The 15962-nt window shown below is 68.7% G+C and carries 13 protein-coding genes and 1 pseudogene; 3 read left to right on the forward strand and 11 right to left on the reverse strand.

The genetic code is table 11. The features are described from left to right. Both CITRI_RS17675 and CITRI_RS19040 read left to right on the forward strand, forming a co-directional pair. Positions 1–566: pseudogene (locus tag CITRI_RS17675) on the forward strand (high-affinity choline transporter BetT); the annotation flags it as partial. A gap of 227 nt (positions 567–793) precedes the next feature. Next, the gene (locus tag CITRI_RS19040; protein ID WP_010145239.1) at positions 794–1090 is read left to right on the forward strand and encodes an MGMT family protein; all 297 of its coding nucleotides are present in this window, start codon (positions 794–796) and stop codon (positions 1088–1090) included. Between the two features lie 365 nt (positions 1091–1455). On the opposite strand, the gene CITRI_RS0112730 is transcribed toward CITRI_RS19040, so the two are convergent. The 3 genes from CITRI_RS0112730 to CITRI_RS0112740 all read right to left on the reverse strand — a co-directional run bounded on the left by CITRI_RS0112730 (position 1456) and on the right by CITRI_RS0112740 (position 5106). Then, positions 1456–2337: a cytochrome b/b6 domain-containing protein gene (locus CITRI_RS0112730; RefSeq protein ID WP_010145240.1), complete on the reverse strand. Its 882-nt coding sequence runs from the start codon at positions 2335–2337 to the stop codon at positions 1456–1458. A 939-nt stretch (positions 2338–3276) separates the two neighbouring features. Next, positions 3277–4266 carry an electron transfer flavoprotein subunit alpha/FixB family protein gene (locus CITRI_RS0112735; RefSeq protein WP_010145241.1) on the reverse strand — a complete coding sequence of 330 codons (990 nt, stop codon included), beginning with the start codon at positions 4264–4266 and terminating at the stop codon, positions 3277–3279. Positions 4267–4323: 57 nt separating this feature from the next. Then, entirely contained in the window at positions 4324–5106 is a 783-nt protein-coding gene (locus CITRI_RS0112740) for an electron transfer flavoprotein subunit beta/FixA family protein (RefSeq protein ID WP_029139302.1), read from the reverse strand. 264 nt (positions 5107–5370) lie between these two features. Here CITRI_RS0112740 and CITRI_RS0112745 point away from each other — a divergent pair, with 264 nt between their 5' ends. After that, positions 5371–6585 (forward strand): FAD-dependent monooxygenase, encoded by a 1215-nt coding sequence (locus CITRI_RS0112745; RefSeq protein ID WP_010145243.1) that lies wholly within the window; start codon positions 5371–5373, stop codon positions 6583–6585. 23 nt (positions 6586–6608) lie between these two features. Here the strand turns inward: CITRI_RS0112745 and CITRI_RS0112750 are convergent, their stop codons facing one another. The 8 genes from CITRI_RS0112750 to CITRI_RS0112785 form a co-directional block, all read right to left on the reverse strand. Then, positions 6609–7355: an IclR family transcriptional regulator gene (locus CITRI_RS0112750; protein WP_010145244.1), complete on the reverse strand. Its 747-nt coding sequence runs from the start codon at positions 7353–7355 to the stop codon at positions 6609–6611. Positions 7356–7448: 93 nt separating this feature from the next. Continuing rightward, complete coding sequence (locus CITRI_RS18525) at positions 7449–8393, reverse strand: IclR family transcriptional regulator (protein WP_010145245.1); 945 nt, start codon at positions 8391–8393, stop codon at positions 7449–7451. Positions 8394–8478: 85 nt separating this feature from the next. After that, positions 8479–9963, reverse strand: a complete 1485-nt coding sequence (locus CITRI_RS0112760) for an aldehyde dehydrogenase family protein (RefSeq protein ID WP_010145246.1) — start codon at positions 9961–9963, stop codon at positions 8479–8481. Positions 9964–9971: 8 nt separating this feature from the next. After that, entirely contained in the window at positions 9972–10847 is an 876-nt protein-coding gene (locus CITRI_RS0112765) for an enoyl-CoA hydratase/isomerase family protein (protein ID WP_010145248.1), read from the reverse strand. Further along, positions 10844–12115: a CaiB/BaiF CoA-transferase family protein gene (locus CITRI_RS0112770; RefSeq protein ID WP_010145250.1), complete on the reverse strand. Its 1272-nt coding sequence runs from the start codon at positions 12113–12115 to the stop codon at positions 10844–10846. Before CITRI_RS0112770 ends, CITRI_RS0112765 begins: the two co-directional genes overlap by 4 nt. Further along, positions 12112–13257 carry a hypothetical protein gene (locus CITRI_RS0112775; RefSeq protein WP_010145251.1) on the reverse strand — a complete coding sequence of 382 codons (1146 nt, stop codon included), beginning with the start codon at positions 13255–13257 and terminating at the stop codon, positions 12112–12114. Before CITRI_RS0112775 ends, CITRI_RS0112770 begins: the two co-directional genes overlap by 4 nt. Further along, positions 13254–14708: an MmgE/PrpD family protein gene (locus tag CITRI_RS0112780; RefSeq protein WP_010145252.1), complete on the reverse strand. Its 1455-nt coding sequence runs from the start codon at positions 14706–14708 to the stop codon at positions 13254–13256. The genes CITRI_RS0112775 and CITRI_RS0112780 overlap by 4 nt, the downstream gene beginning before the upstream one ends. A gap of 4 nt (positions 14709–14712) precedes the next feature. After that, on the reverse strand, positions 14713–15900 hold the full coding sequence (locus tag CITRI_RS0112785; RefSeq protein WP_010145253.1) for an acyl-CoA dehydrogenase family protein: 1188 nt from the start codon (positions 15898–15900) through the stop codon (positions 14713–14715). Positions 15901–15962: the final 62 nt, after the last annotated feature.

A 15962-nucleotide genomic window follows, 5' to 3' on the forward strand; every position in this document is an offset into this window, starting at 1 on the left:
GCACCTGGCGCCAGCGCCTGGCCGGCATGCGCTCCTACCCCTCGAAGCGGCAGGTCGCCCAGTTCATGGAGCGCACCGTCCAGCCCGCCCTGGCGGACGTGCTGCGCGAGTTCACCGCCCAAGGCTACGAAGCAACCCTGGACCTCACCCCGGACCCCGAGACCACGATCTCCGGCCACAAGCTCACGGTCACCATCCCAGAGCATCGAGCCTTCCAGTACCACGCCCAAGTGGTGGAGGCACCGGTGCCGAAGTTCGGCGGACGCGGCTCGATGTCCCGCGCCACGGACGTGTACTACCGCATCGAGGTGTTCGCCCAGACCGGCTCCGAGGGGTACGACCTCTACGGCGTCACCCGGCAGCAGGTCATCGACGACGTCCTGGACCGCTACGAGGCACACCTCGGGTTCCTGACCTACACCCACGAGCACGACTACGCCTCAATGCTCACCCCGGCACCGGCAGTCACCGGCGCCATGCCCGCGGTCACCGCCCCGGAAACGGCCGCCGAGGTGACCGAGGACGCGGTGGAGATCCGGGAGAAACTGGACGGCAGGGACGCCTAGCTGCCACATTCTCTTTGCATCCATCAACGGCGCGAGCTGAATCCACGGATCGCCGGGTCACACCCCAGCCCGGCACTGCCCTCCACGCGCATCTCGATGTAGACGAGGTCCATGCCATGCAGCCATGATTCAACAGTCCCGGTCTCATCGACCCGGTGTGCCACTATGAACCCGTTCGCGCGAGTGCAGACAAGGAGCACCTATCCGGGACTTCCAGGAGGATGGGCATGGACGTGCTGGCAGAAGTTCGTGCAGTGGTGGCGATGATTCCGGCCGGTTGCGTGGCAGCCTATGGCGAGATCGGGCGGGCAGTGGGAATCGGTCCTCGCCAGGCAGGGCGAGCGGTGTCGTTGCTGGGGGACGACGTGCCGTGGTGGCGGGTTGTTTACGCCGACGGTACGCCAGCGACGTGCCACGAAGGACAAGCTCGGGCGCTGCTCGAAGCAGACGGGGTTCCGTTCCGAAACGATCGCGTTGACATGGCCAAGATGCAGACCGCACGTGATTCCCATGACGGGATATAGGCACGACGCGTGAGACCACATTCCTAACGTGCTTTCCAACCCACGGGTGGAGAACCGCCCCGAATCTAACGACTCTCTCTGGTTCCTGAAGCCCCCTCACACGCGGCAAACAAAAATGCCCAAGGAGCCACAGGCAGGGACACCGCTCGAGGAGCAGTACGGCCGAGAACCCCGAGTATGTCAACTAACTGCTCGAAGAAGTCCCATTTGACGATTGTGATGGGCCTCCCCCAAGCTACGTGCCTACGGTAATTGACGCCCAGATCATTCCTAGAGCAATGTCCACAGATTCAGTCGTGGACGGGTTGCGTCTCTTGGTCTCGCACAGCTCGTACTGACCGCCTTGAATGACGCGTCCCGCCGGACTATTTGGAGATCTTGCCGGTACGGGCGGCGATCGGGGTGGTGAACATCGGTTGGGTGAGGAACCACGCGGCGGCGATCACGAGAAGCGAGACCAGGAAGATCACCAGGCCCCACCAGTCCACGACGTCCCGGGAGGTGTACATGTGGTTCAGGTTGGCCAGCGCCCCGGTGAAGAACACCAGGAACACGTGCACGATCGTGAACGCCACGAAGTAGAGCATCACCGGGAAGTGCACCGCCCGGGCCCACTCCACCGGGTAGGCCTTCGTCAGCTTCTCGGCGCGCTCGGGCCACCAGGTCGAGAACCGCAGCCCGGAGATGATCGCCAGCGGGGCGGCGATGAACACGGTGGTGAAGTAGGCGACCACCTGCAGGGCGTTGTAGTGCACCCAGCCGTTCTCGGTGGGCCAGTCCAGGGAGGCGTACTGGATCGCCCCGGAGACCATGTTCGGGAACACGTCCCAACTGGTGGGCACGATCCGCATCCAGTGCCCGGTGGTGAACAACAGCACGATGAACACCACCCCGTTGAGGACCCAGAGCACGTCCAGGCTCTGGTGCAGCCACTGGGACAGGGAGACCTTCTTGGGGGTGTTCCCCTTCGGGGAGAAGAACGAGTCCTTCCTGGCGGTCCAGTACCCGGGGGGCTTGCGCTCGGTGCGCACCTGCAGCCCGGTGCGGATGATCAGCACGATGAGGAACATGTTGAAGAAGTGCTGCCAGCCCAGCCACCAGGGCATGCCCGCCGGCGCGGTGGCCGGCTGGGAGGCATGCCCGTCGTAGGTGGCGATGAACTCCTGCACCGGTTCCAGGGTGCGCAGCCACCGGGCCCCGAGCACCACGGCCAGGGCCACCACCACCAGGGCCGCGGTGATCACCACCGGGCGCACCCACGGGCGCTGCGGGGCCGCCGGGGTGGCCGCCCCCGCCGGACCCGACGTCCCCGCCCGCCCCGACGACGGGGACGGCACCGAGGCCGACGATCCAGAGGAGGGCCCCGGTGCGGTGGGAGCGGCCTGCGCGGAGGCCGGGGCACCTATCCGGGTCCCGGCCGAGGCCTGCACGGTCCCCGCTGCGGGCGCGGTCGGGGCCCCACCCATCCGCCTGCGCGGAGCGGCACCCGCAGATTCGACGGCCGGTGCCGCAGGCACCGCGGGTGCTGATGCCGTGGGGACCGGGGCCACCGGCGCGCTACCCATCCTGGTCTTGGCTCCAGCAGTGCCTCCCATCCGGGTCTTGGCCACCGGAGCCGGCGTCGCCGGCGCGAGGCCGTTCGTCACACCCTCGATGCCAGCATTCTCCGTGTCAGTTGCACCGTCTATACCGGATACTGAGACCCCGGCCGACACGCCCGGAGCCGACATGACAGCACTATCGGTCACGGTGGTGATCAATGGTGCCGGGGCACCGACCATTCTGCGCTTTCGCACCGCAGCAGCGGCCTCCGTCGGCGCCTGCAGATGCGGTGGAGCTCCCCTGTCCGGTTGCCCGGGCACGGCCGCTGACGACTTCTGGTTGGCCACTGCAAGCGGCGGCGAGGCAACGTTGGGCGGGGCTGCCAGGGCCACCGGTTCAGGTGCCGCAGCGGAGCGTGTGGACGTCACGTTAGAAACGAGTCCGGAGCCGGCCGTCTCGGCCGGCGGCATGTAGCCGGCCATACGCCGCCGGGAAGGTCGATCCGGGTTCTGCTCGCTGGTCATGGTGGTTCTCAGTCCTTCATCAGGGCGTCGACAGTATTGAAAGAAGAAGAGCCTCAGGCATCCCGGACAGGTGCGCGTCCTGGACGCTGCAACCGCGGATGATTTTCGTCTGCGGGCGGCTCAATTGCGACGGGCTTTGATCTCTTCGACGAGCTTCGGCACGACCTCGAACACGTCGCCGACCACCCCGAAGTCGGCGACCTCGAAGATCGGGGCGTCCTCGTCCTTGTTGATCGCCACGATGGTCTTGGAAGTCTGCATCCCGGCCCGGTGCTGGATGGCCCCGGAGATGCCCAGCGCCATGTACAGCTGCGGGGTCACGGTCACCCCGGTCTGGCCGACCTGGTAGTGCTGGGGCACGTACCCGGCGTCCACGGCCGCCCGGGAGGCACCCACGGCCGCACCCAGGGCGTCGGCCAGTTCCTCCACGAGGGCGAAGTTCTCCTTCGAGCCGATCCCCCGGCCGCCGGAGACCACGGTCTTGGCCCCGCGCAGCACCGGCCGACCGGACTGCACCGCCGTATCGGTGGCCGACTCGATCCTCGCCCCGGGCCCGGACTGGGTGCTCACCGGTGCGGTGCGCACCTCCGGGGAGGCCACGGCCTCGGCCCGGGCCTCCACCGAGCCCGGGCGCACGGTGATGATCATCAGTCCGCCCTCGACGGTGGACTCGGTGGTGAAGTCCCCGCCGAACACCGCGTGGGTGGCGATGACCTCCTGGCCCTCGGTGTCGTAGCGCACCCCGACGGCATCGGCGGCAACCGAGCCGCCGGCCACGATCGCCAGGCGCCCGGCCGCGGCCTTGGAGTCATTGGTCGCCGGGACCAGCACGATCTGCGCCCCGTAGGCGCCCACCGCATCCGCTAGGGCCCCAACCTGGGCGGTGCCCAGCTCGGTGGTCGCGGTCTCGGACTCGGCCAGGTACACCTGGGCCGCGCCCAGCTCCCCCAACCGCCCGGCGAGTGCCTGCCCGGCTCCCGGGGCGGTCACCGCCACCGCGACCGGTGACCCGATCTGCGCGGCCGCCCCCAGCAGCGACGCGGCGGTGGACTTGGGCTTGCCCTCGCCAGTGGTCTCGATCAGGACCAGGACATTCTCAGTGTTTGCCATGATGTGCTTCCTTTAGGTCAGTGCAGGTTTGCGTGCGTCGCGGGGGCCGGTGGCGGGTCAGGCCAGTCGGTTGGAGACCAGGAACTCCGCGAGCTGGGCAGCCGCCGTGCCGTCGTCGGTCATCTTCGGCCCGGCCTGCTTCGGAGGGCGTGCGTTCGCCGAGACCATCACCGAACGCACCGGGGCCGCCTCCGGCCCGGCGGCGATCCCCAACTCCGCCAGGGACCAGGTGTCCACTGGCTTCTTCTTCGCGGCCATGATCCCTTTGAAGTTCGGGAAACGCGCCTCAGCTGTCTTTTCGGTTACCGACACCACCGCCGGAAGCTCAGAGGACAACTCCAGGGTGCCGCCGTCCACTTGCGCGGAACCGGTGATCTGGTCCGCAGCGACCTGCACCGCGTCTAATCCCGGCAGCACCGGCAGCCCCAGAGCCTGGGCCACCATCGCCGGGATCATCCCGCCCCGGCCGTCCGTTGCCTCGTTGCCGGCCACCACCAGGTCAACCCCGCCGATCTTCTGAATCGCGGCGGCCAACACTTGGGCGGTCTGCACCATGTCCGAACCGGCCAGGGCGGCGTCACTGACCAGCACTGCGGAGTCCGCGCCCATCGACAGCAACTTGCGCAGCGTCTTCGTCGCATCCTGTGGACCCATCGTCAGCACGACCACCTCGGTGTCCTGGTGCGCGTCCTTGTACACCAGTGCATTCTCCAACGCCCGCTCATTGATCTCATCCGGCACCGGTTCCGAGGCCGCACGGTCCAGCATCCCGGTCTCCAGGTCGATCTTCCGATCCGACCAGGTATCCGGAACCTGCTTGGCCAACACGACAATCTTCATTGTTGCTCCTAGTACTGGGCGATTTAGGTGGTTGCGTTCCTTAAAGCCTGGCTCGGGGTATTGAGCCCGGTCCCTGCCTGGCCCCGGCCAGCGTAGGGCTGGCATTCCCAGGCTTGATAACGCTCCTCTCACTGATTGATAGACCGGCTCCCGCACACCGTTGACGCCCGGAAGCCGAGTTATCTATTCTGTACTAACGAACAGACTTCCACTATACAGAATCGGTGTAGCCACGTTGCTCACCGGTACCGAAGGAGAGAACCTATGTCAGTTGCACCAAGCCCAGTAATCGAGACCCTTGTCGCCGGTGGGGGGATCGGTGGCCTCGCCACCGCCCTCGGGCTGGCCCGTAAGGGCAAGAAGGTCCACGTCCTTGAACGGGCTCCCGAGTTCGGCGAAGTCGGCGCCGGCATCCAGCTCGCCCCGAACGCCTTGTCAGCCCTCGACGGGCTCGGCGTGTTGGAGAAGGTCATGGAGGATGCCGTCTTCCCGGAGCGCAAGGTGTACATCGACGCCGTCACGGGCCAGACCATCGCCACGATCTCCCTGGGTCCCGAGTTCGTGGAGCACTACGGATACCCGTACATCGTCACCCACCGGGCCGACCTGCACGCCGCGCTGCTGGATGGCTGCCGCGATTCGGGCCTCGTGACCTTCGAGACCGACACGGAGGTCGTCAGCGCCACGAACCAGCCGGACGGGACCGTCCTGGTGAGGACCGCCGAGGGCGAGGAATACACCGCTGCGGCCGTGATCGGCGCCGACGGCCTGCGCTCGAACCTGCGCAAGGCCATCATCGACGACGAACTGGTCCCCTCCCGGTACGTCGCCTACCGCGGGACCGTACCCACCGACGTCGTGGGGGAGGATGTCACCTCCTCCCCGGCCGTGTTGTGCTGGCTGGGACCCAACATGCACCTCATCCAGTACCCCCTGAGGGGTGGCAAGCTCTACAACAACGTCGCCGTGTTCAAGTCGGACGCCTACTCCCCCGACCACGACGACTGGGGCACGCCTGAGGAACTCGACGCGCGATTCGCCGCGTGCTGCGAGACCGTCCGGAAGGCCGGGCAGTACCTGAGTCGGGACATCCGCTGGCCCATGTACGACCGCGAGCCGGCCCAGCAGTGGGTCGACGGCAATGTGGCCCTGCTGGGCGACGCCGCGCATGCCATGGTGCAGTACCTGGCGCAGGGCGGGGCCCAGTCCTTGGACGACGCGGTGGCCATGGCTGAGGAACTCAATGGCACGGAGGACGTCACCGAGGCCTTCGCGCGGTACCAGGACCGGCGTCTCGAGCACGCCGGGAACATCCAACGGCTGGCCCGCGTAGCCGGCGAACTGTTCCACATCGAGGGAATCGGCCGGCGGATGCGCAATCACACCTTCCAGGACCATGACGCGACGGATTACGCGAACCTCGACTGGATGTTCATGCCACTGGACCGGGCGCCGCGGCAGCGCAGTTACCCCGCCTGAGACCCGGAACCGGGTGGCTCCCGTCAGCGGCGCAGCTCGTCCTCGAGCTGCGCCGCTGACGCCTTCAGGGACCTGACAAGTCGCGGCACCTGCTGCTCGGCGACCCTGCCCGTGGGGAAGGTGACGCCGATGGCGTACTCCACGGTCCCGCTGACGCCACGCACGGGGACGGCCAGGGCGCTCACGCCAGGTTCCATCTCGCCGTGCTGTAACAGGTAACCCTTCTCCTCGACTTCCCGCAGGTGGGCGGCGAGACGGTCAGCGTCCACCTCCTCCGCGGCGATCATCTCCCGGCGTACCGCGTCGTCCAACCCCGAGAGCAGGACTCGGCCCATGCCGCTGCGGACCGCAGGCTGGGCGTGGCCCTCACGATTGCCCACCCGGAGCAGATGGGGGCTCTCCACGGAAACGACCGTCAGGGCTGACGCCCCGTCCAGCACGCTCAGGTGCACCGTCTCGCCGAACTCCTCCACGAGCGACGTGAGGATGGGGCGCGCCAGCTGCCGGACACGCTCCCGCGGGTTGGCGAGGCGTTCCATCGTCTCTCCGGGATGGTAGGCCTTGGTCTCGGGATCCTGCCGGGCGAAGCCGTGGTGCACGAGCATCTGCAGCAGTCGGTGGGCAGTGGAGGGAGCCACCCCCAGGGCTGCGGTGGCGTCCCCGAGCCGCACCCCGGCGGGGTGGCCGGCCACGAGGACCACGAGCCTCAGCGCCTTGTCCACGGAACCGATCGGGTAGGCCGGCTGGTCCTTCTCCGCCTTCTTAGTCATGACTCGACCCTATCTCAGTCCCATCCTGCAGAATGGCGTTTCGTTCGTGCTCTCCTCCGGCGGTTCCTCGCCTGTTCCGGCGTGGACCCGCCCTCAGCGCACCGGGTTCGCGCTGGGCCGGCCCGACGACGTCGGCAGGGTCCGCCGGGTCAGGTCGGCGCTGATGGCCTTGGCTGCCCCCAGGACCTGCGGGACGATCGTGCGCGGGTCCGGGATGCGGGTTTCGGGGAAGGACACCGTCAGGCTGGCCACCACGGCACCGAGCTCGCCGAACACGGGGGCGGCCACCGAGGTGCGCCCCCGTAGCCCGTCGTTCCATGTCGTCCCGTAACCACGGGAGCGGATCGAGGCCAGTTCTCGGCCGAGTGCCTCCAGTGACGCCTCGCGCCGGGTCCGCTCGCTGGCCGATGGACCGGCAAGCGCGTCGTCCCCGAGGCCGTCGGCCCTTGAGGGGTCGTCTTCGTCCTGGGCACGGGAAGATGCAGGCGTACCGCCCCCTGTCTCCGCCGGGAAATCGCGCTCGTCGGCTGCCACGGCATCCGCCTGCAACTGCTGCCACGCGTCCTCGCTGTAGGCCAGCAGCACCCGGCCACCGGCCGTGCTCTGCAAGGGCATCCGGCGTGTCACCATCGAGGAGGCAACCGTGGGCTTGACCCGGGTGATGCGGTCCCCGAATACGGCATCGGGCCCGTCGCGCACGCCCAGGTATACCGTGCCCCGGGTGGCCATGTGCAGGTCCACGAGGTACGGCTGGGCAAGCTCGCGCAGTCGGCGTACTTGGGGGGCGCTGATGCCGAGTCGCCAGATGCGCGCCCCCAACCGGTAGCGGCCCCGGGCCAGGCGTTCCACGCCCTCCCACTCCACGAGGGCGGCGAGCATGCGGTGCACCGTGGCCGGCGGAAGGCCCGTCTCCTCGCAGATACCTGCGACGGTCATTTCCTGGCCACCGGCGAAACAGTCCAGGATCTCGAAGGCCCGTCCCAGGACGGACCGTTTCGATTCCTCGCTCTGCTCCGCGGGCTCACGGCTCCCTGTCATCGATCCTCCGCCCGTCGCCCTCGACCTGTCCTCGGTTCTCGACGAAGTCTAGCCGCCGGTCCGGTGCCGGGTGAGGGGCTCGGCCTCAGCGGGCCGGACGGCCACCCGAGGGCAGGGCGTAGGTCTCGATCGTCGGACGGGCCGTGACCCACTGCGTCTCCGTGAAGGCCTCGAAGTTGGCTTCCGGGCCACCGAAGCGGGACCCGGTCCCCGAGGCCCCCATGCCGCCGAAGGGCGCCATGGACTCGTCCCCCACCGTCTGCTCGTTGAGATGGACCACGCCGCTGTGAACCCGGTCGGCCACGGTCATGCCCGTGCCGACGTCACCGAGCACGGCCACGGACAGGCCGTACTCGCTGGCATTGACGAGGTCCACCGCCTCGTCGAGACTCCGGTAGGTGAGCACGGGGGCCACCGGACCGAAGATCTCGTCGGTCCATACCGCCATCCGAGCCGTCACCCCGCCCAGCACGGTCGGCTGGTAGAAACGCCCCTCAGCCGCACCGCCGGCCAGCACCCGGGCGCCGTCCGCCACCGCCTGGTCCACGAGGGCGGCCACCCCGGCGAGCTGGCGGTCGTCGATGATGGGGCCAACCTGCACACCCTCCTCGCGATACGGGTCCCCGACCCGCAGTGCGGAGGCGATCCGGGCCAGCTCGGCCAGGTAGGCCTCGGCCTGGTCCTCATGCACGAGATGCCGCCCGGCCGCCTGGCAGATTTGCCCCTGGTGCAGGAAGGATCCGAAGGCGCCGGCCGCGGCGGCCGGCGCCACGTCCGCGCCCGGCAGCACGATGATGGCGTTGTTGCCCCCCAGTTCCAGGTGCGCGCGCTTGAGGTGCCGCGCGGCCGTCTCGCCCACTTTCCGGCCAGCCGCCGTCGAACCGGTGAAGGAGATGACGCGCACCTCCGGTGCTCCAACCACCACCTCGCCGATGTCCGCCCCGCCGGGCAGGGTCTGCAGCACGCCGGCTGGGAGGCCGGCCTCCTCGAAGACCCGTTGGATGGCGACGCCGCCGCCCACCGAGGTGCGCGGGTCCGGCTTGAGCAACACGGCGTTACCGACCGCCAGGGCCGGTGCCACGGAGCGGATGCCCAGGGTCAGGGGGTAATTGAACGGCGCGATGACCGAGACGACACCGGCCGGCACCCGGCGCGAGAGAGACCAGCGGTCCCGATTCGTGGCCAGCACGTCACCCTGCGGATGAGTCGGCAGGGCTGAGGCCTCGTGGCACTCACCGACGGCGGCTCGCACCTCGGTCGCGGCCTTGGCCCAGGTCCCCCCGCTCTCCCGCACCAGCCATGGGGTGATCTCGTCCTCATGAGTCTCGAACAGCTCGCCAGCTCGGCGCAACACCCCTGCCCGCGCGGACGGGGACCACTCGGCCCACTCCCGCTGGGCGCGGGCGGCACGGCGAGCCGCCTCGGCGGCCTGCGTGACGGAGGCCGTCCCGAGGGTCCCGATCTGCGCACCGGTGGCGGACTCCCGCACGGCCAGCGGCTCACCTTCCCCGGACACCCATCCCCCGGTGGCGATCCGCCCTTGCCATGTCTCGACGTCCAGCAGGTCCACGGTTCTGCCTACCTGTTCTTCCACTGCGGGGCCCGCTTCTCGATGAAGGCGCGCACACCCTCGGCACGGTCCTCGCTCGTATAGGGGTTCGGTCCCACGTTCAGGCGTAGGGCGGAGGTGACCGGAAGCCCCCAGCTCTTGGTGGCCATCTCTTTGTAGCGGCGCAGTGACACGGGTGAATTGGCCACGATGGTCCGGACGTACGCTTCCACTTCGGACGCGAAGTCCTCGCGCGGAACGACCCGGTTCACCAAGCCGATCTGCTGGGCCTCCTCTACCGGCACCATCCGTGCGGTGTAGAGCAGGTCCATGGCCAGCGCTCGCGGGATCAGCCGGGGCAGGACGACGGAACCGAAGTTGGCCCCCATGCCCCGCCGCGCCTCCGTGAGGCCGATGGTGGCGCCCTCCACGGCGATGCGGATGTCGCTGGCCAGGGCGATCTCGCAGCCGCCGGCGAGCGCGTGGCCGTTGATCGCCGCGATGACCGGCTTGTACGTCTCCAGGATGACCTCCAGCAGCGCGCGGTACATACCTGTCATGGGCGTGTGCACCTGGCGGCCGGCGCGCGCCACGCTGTCCATTTCCTTGAGGTCGCCCCCCGCACAGAAGGCCTTGTCCCCGGCGCCGGTGATGACCACGGCCCATACGTCGGGGTCCTCGCCAGCGTCCACGAAGGCCTGGGTCAGCAGTTGCACGGTGTGCCGGCTCATGGCGTTGCGCCGTTCCGGACGGTTGATGGTGATCCAGGCGACCTGATCCCTGACCTCGTAGAGGACCTCGTCCCTCGTGCCGGTGATGAGGCCATCACCGGTTTCGTCCGCGCGTGGGCCTCGTGGGGTGCCCTGTGTGGTGCCCTGTGTGGTGTCCTGCGTCAACTCGGTCATGATGCCTTTCCTCCGACCATCTCGGTCCGCTGATTGATGTCGGTCCCCGCCTCGTCCGGAGCCTCGGTGGCCCCGGTCTCGATGACCCCGGCGGCCAACAGGTCGTCAACCTCACCGCTGGCCAGCCCGAGCGCCGCCAGTACCTCTGCCGTGTCGGCTCCCAGTTCCGGCGGGGTGCGACGGTGTTCCAGGTATTCGCCGTCGAACGTGATGGGGGTGTTGACCACCGTGGTGGGCCCCAGCCGCGGGTGGGGGATGTCCTCGAGCTGGCCGAGGGCCCGCACCTGGGGATCGGTGATGACGTTGTCCAGGGTGTTCACCGCGGAGTGCGGGACCTTCGCCCGCTCCAGGCGCTCGAGAAGCTCCGCCATGGTGAACCGGGCGGTCGCCTCGCCCAAGCGCTCGTTGACCAGGGCTCGGTTTTGCACCCGTGTCAGGTTGTCCTCGAAGCCAGAGGCGTCCTTGAGGTGGGGTGCTTCGATGGCCTCGAGCAGGCGGTGGAAGCTCTCGTTGTTGCCCACCGAGAGGAACACGTGGCCGTCAGAGGCCGGGAAGGCTCCGTTGGGGACGTTGCCGCGGAATCCCGAGCCGAGCCGCTGGGGCACAGGACCACCGGCAGCCACGCTCATCAGCGGCGTACCGACCCAGGCCAGCGCGGTCTGCAGCAGCGAGACCTCCACGTGCGCACCCTCGCCGGTCTGCTCGCGCCGGCGCAGAGCGTCGAAGACGCCGAGGGCGATCCACATCCCCGTGCCCATGTCCATCATGGACAGTGGCACGCGGGCCGGCGGGCCATCGTCGGCCCCCGTCATCGCGACCACCCCGGAGTAGGCCTGCAGCATGGCATCGTAGGCCGGTTGGTCCCGGCGCGGGCCGGTTCGTCCGTACCCGGTCATCTCCACGTACACCAACCGGGGATTGAGTTGGCGCAGGCGGTCCCGGGAGAAACCGGCCGAGGCGAGCGCCCCAGGGCGCAGGTTCTGCACCAGCACGTCGGCCGAGCCGATCAGGTCCTCGAGGACCTGTGCCCCGCGCTCGTCCTTGTAGTTCAGGACGACTGAGCGCTTGTTGCGGTTGAGCGAGAGGAAGGTGATCGAGACGCCGTCGCTGAGCGGAGCCCACGTGCGGGCGTCGTCCCCGCCGTTGAGGCGCTCGACCTTGATGACCTCGGCGCCGAAGTCCGCCAGGATCTGGCAGCCATAGGGCACCGCCACACTGGTGCCGATCTCGATGATGCGGACGCCCTCCAGGGATCCTCCGATGCTCATCGCACAGTCTCCTTCCCGGCGGCGAACCGCGCGTCTTGTTCATCGCGGGCCGGTGATCTCACCGGCTCGCGCCAGGGCGAGAGTGCGCCCTCGTACACCGAGGGCCCGAGACGGAAGTGCTGGGCCTGCTCGAAGGTCTCGACGAACGGCATGTCCATCGGGTACAGGTCTGCCCCTGTGGGGCGTGGACCGGCGGCGGTCACCTTGGACCAGAGGGGATGGCCCACTACCTCCTCCGCGACCACCCCCGCCTCGACCAGAGCCGTGAGGTCCAGGCCGGTCTCGATCCCCTCGGACTCCAACAGGTGGGCGAAGTCTTCCGTGGGAATCATCCGAGTGGCCCGGCCGTTGCCGCAGTACGGGCAGCCGCCCATTCCGCCGATCGCGGCGTCCACCAGCAGGCAGTGGCGTTCGTCCAATTCCTCGATGGCCACGTAGGCCGAGAGCATGGCCATACCGCGGGCGTCGTGCAGGTGCAGATGATAATCCCGCACCTCGGGCCAGGTGTCCACCAGCCGGCGCATCATCGGGCGCATCGCCGCGGGCGTGTTCCAACTCATGGGGTCCCCGACGTGGATGCGGGTCACGGGGATGCCCGCCGCCGTCCAGGCGTCGTACTGCAACTGCAGCAACCGCATCCGCTCGTCCTCCGTGAATTCACCGAGCCAGTTGGAGCCCCACGCCGCATTGATGGAGATCTCCGCGTGGGTGATCCCGGCCTCCTGGGCAGCGGCCACGGAGCGCTCCAGTGCGTCGATCTCGTCCTGCTGGCTGCGGTTGGTGTTGCGCCGCACGAAGACGTCGCAGAGGTGCACCTTGCTGCGGCCCAGCGTGGGGTCCGGCAAGGTGAGCTTGTGCCCATAGGCGGCCCGGCGCTCCGCGCCACGCTGATTGAGCACGATCGCGGTGTACTCCACGCCCTCCACCGGGGTGAATCCGTCGATCACGGCCTCGACCTCGGCCATCTGCGGAGTCCACTTAGGGCTGACAAAGGCTCCCACGATGATGCGGCGCAGACCGGTTTGGGACAACGCGTCCAGCAGGCGGACCTTGGCCTCGACGGGAATGTCGCGGCTCTCGATCTGCATGCCCTCGCGCATCCCCTCCTCCTGGATGACGACGGTGGGTCGGCCGTGGCTCATGACGGGTTCCTCCTGGAGAGTACGGATGTGACGGCGGGCCCGGGCTCCCGGGTAGCCACCTCGATGATCTGGTCGGCAACTGCCGCTTCGTACCCACCGGCCAGGACGCAGTCCACGGCCTTGGCCCGCAGCTCCGCGTCCGTCAGGGGATCGGCGGACTGGCCGTGGGTGACTTCGACCCGGGCCGCCCGGGTGGAACCGTCCGCGTACATCGCCTCGACCACGGTGAAACCGGTCGTGTAGTCCGCCGGGCCCACGGGCGGGACGCGATTCTCCGCCACGGTGACTGCGCGCATCAGTGCGTGCACCTGTTCGTCGGCGAAGGCCTCCTCGGTGAAGTCCGCCAGTGCCACACGCCCGCGCAGGCAGGCCACCGCGAGGGTGTACTCGAGACTGAACTTTGCCTCGGTGCCGGTGGTGGGCGGCGTGCTGCGCAGGGGCCGGGTGCCACGCCGGTGCAGGGTGGCGCGCACCTCGATAGGACAGTCCTGCCGTCCCGCCTCGGCGTGCTCGCGCCGGATGGCGAGCATCGCGTCGATGCCGCGGTGAGTCCCGTAGCAGCTCGCGTACTGCTTGATCCCCCAATCCTGCACCCAGGCGTCGGTCCAGTACTCCAGCCGCTCCTCGAGCGTCTGCGCCGGCAGACCGACCGGGGCCTCCGCAGGGTCACCGTAGCGCTCCAGAAAACCGTTCGGCGCCTCCAGTTCGGCAGGGTTCGCGGTGAACCCGGCCTCCGACAGCTCCACGGCCATCACCGCATCCCGCGCGGCCGCGCCGGCGTGCAGGGGCTTCGTCATCGAACCGAAGTTCAGACGGGAGCCGGCGGCGAGCGAAGAGGCGATTCCCAGTGCGTTTCGCGCCGTCCCCGCGTCGAGACCCACGAGCCGGACGAGCGCGGCGACGGCGGCCAGCCGGCCGATCGTGGAGGTGCTGTGCCAACCGCGGGCGTAGTGCACGTGTTGGGGAAGGATGTCGGCGAGGGCACGGAAGGCGGCGGCGCCGACGTCGTAGGACTCCGTGAAGGCGGACGAGTCCGTCCCGCGGGCCTCTCCCAAGGCCACCAACGCCGGTATCAGCACGGCGCTGGGGTGCAGGGGCATCGACGGGGAGATGTCGTCGAAGTCCAGGAGGTGGGCGACCGTGCCATTGACGAGTGCGGCGGTGGACGCCGACGTCGGCTCCCCCGAAGTCCAAAGCGTGGCCGGGCCGGACGGGGACTCCGCCCGGGACCAGCCGCGCAGGATCCGCTCTCCCGGGGCCCCAGCCCCGCCGAGGGTCACCGCGACGGTGTCCACCAGGGCACGGGAAACCTCGGCCGAGTGGTCGGCCGCGACCGGGGCCCCGGTGGCGGCGAACTCCGCCAGGACCTCGGTCGTGCCGACCTCGGCCCCATGGTCGACACGGCGGATGGAGGCGTGGTCCGTTCCGCGCTGGGCTACGTGCTCGGCCAAGGCGTCAGAACGACTTCGGGAGGCCCAGCGTGCCGTGGGCGATACCGGCGAGCACGAGGTTGTTGCTGATCGGCGCGGTGCGCGGCAACCGCGCCTCGCGCCACTTGCGCTCGATGCCATACTCCTCCGCCGCGGCATAGCCGCCGAAGGTGTCGAAAGTAGCGTCGGCAGCAGCCCACAGTGCCTCCGAGGCCAGCAGCTTGGCCCCGTTGACCTCGAACCGCGGGTTCTCCCCGGCCGCGTACATCTCAGCAGCCCGCCAGCGCATCAGCGAGGCGGCCTGCAGCTGGGCGTAGGCCCGGGCCAGCGGCACCTGCAGCGCCTGGTTCTGGCCGATCTTGCGGCCGAATACCTCGCGTTCATTGGCATACTGCACCGCGCGATCAAGCAGGTAGAAGCCCGCCCCGATGTACTCGCTCGTGACGATGACCCGTTCGGAGTTCATCCCGGAGAGGATGACCCGGAACCCCTTGCCCTCCTCACCGATGCGGTTGGCGACGGGGACCCGCAGGTCCCGGATCGCAAGCTCGTTGGTCTCATGGTTGACCATGGTCTTGATCGGGGTCGCCACGATCTGGCCGTTGTCGATCGCCGTGCGCAGGTCCACGAGCAGCACGGTGAAGCCATCGGTGGGCTTGGTCGCGTCCTCACGTTTGGTGGTGCGGACGAGCAGCAGCAGCAGGTCGGAGTGCTGCACGCGGGAGATGAAGATCTTGTTGCCGTTGACGACGTAGTCGTCACCGTCGCGAACCGCGAACGTCTTGATGCGGGTCGTGTCACTGCCGGCGTCGGGCTCCGTCACGCCAAAGGACTGCAGCCGCAGCTCCCCTGAGGCGATCTTCGGCAGCCACTCGGCCTTCTGTTCCTCCGAGCCGTGGCGCAGGATGGCACCCATGGTGTACATCCCGGCGCGGGCGGCGCCGGCGTGGCAGCCGTTGCGTTCGAGCTGCTCCAGCACGACCGCCGCGTCGCGGATGTCGGCGCCGCCACCGTCGTACTCCTCCGGGATGAGCATGCCCATCCAGCCGGCGTCGTACAGCGCGTCGACGAACTCCTCGGGGTAGGTGCCCTCTGCGTCGTGCTTGCGCCAGTACTCGTTGTCGAACGGCTCGCAGAGGTCGTCGATCGCATCGCGGATGAATCGCTGGTCCTCGTTCAGACTGAATGCCGAGGACTCGATGGTGGCTGTCATGGGGGTGCTCCTTCTGTGTGGTCCAGATCAGTGAATCCGAGCCACCCGGCAGAGGAAATCGG

The organism is Citricoccus sp. CH26A (assembly GCF_000224415.1).
Taxonomy (GTDB): domain Bacteria; phylum Actinomycetota; class Actinomycetes; order Actinomycetales; family Micrococcaceae; genus Citricoccus.

Bases quoted from the DNA above. Each gene is read 5' to 3' on its own strand.
- CITRI_RS19040 (WP_010145239.1), top strand. From the start codon at position 794: ATGGACGTGCTGGCAGAAGTTCGTGCAGTGGTGGCGATGATTCCGGCC.
- CITRI_RS0112735 (WP_010145241.1), bottom strand. From the start codon at position 4,266: ATGGCAAACACTGAGAATGTCCTGGTCCTGATCGAGACCACTGGCGAG.
- CITRI_RS0112740 (WP_029139302.1), bottom strand. From the start codon at position 5,106: ATGAAGATTGTCGTGTTGGCCAAGCAGGTTCCGGATACCTGGTCGGAT.
- CITRI_RS0112745 (WP_010145243.1), top strand. From the start codon at position 5,371: ATGTCAGTTGCACCAAGCCCAGTAATCGAGACCCTTGTCGCCGGTGGG.
- CITRI_RS0112750 (WP_010145244.1), bottom strand. From the start codon at position 7,355: ATGACTAAGAAGGCGGAGAAGGACCAGCCGGCCTACCCGATCGGTTCC.
- CITRI_RS18525 (WP_010145245.1), bottom strand. From the start codon at position 8,393: ATGACAGGGAGCCGTGAGCCCGCGGAGCAGAGCGAGGAATCGAAACGG.
- CITRI_RS0112765 (WP_010145248.1), bottom strand. From the start codon at position 10,847: ATGACCGAGTTGACGCAGGACACCACACAGGGCACCACACAGGGCACC.
- CITRI_RS0112770 (WP_010145250.1), bottom strand. From the start codon at position 12,115: ATGAGCATCGGAGGATCCCTGGAGGGCGTCCGCATCATCGAGATCGGC.
- CITRI_RS0112775 (WP_010145251.1), bottom strand. From the start codon at position 13,257: ATGAGCCACGGCCGACCCACCGTCGTCATCCAGGAGGAGGGGATGCGC.
- CITRI_RS0112785 (WP_010145253.1), bottom strand. From the start codon at position 15,900: ATGACAGCCACCATCGAGTCCTCGGCATTCAGTCTGAACGAGGACCAG.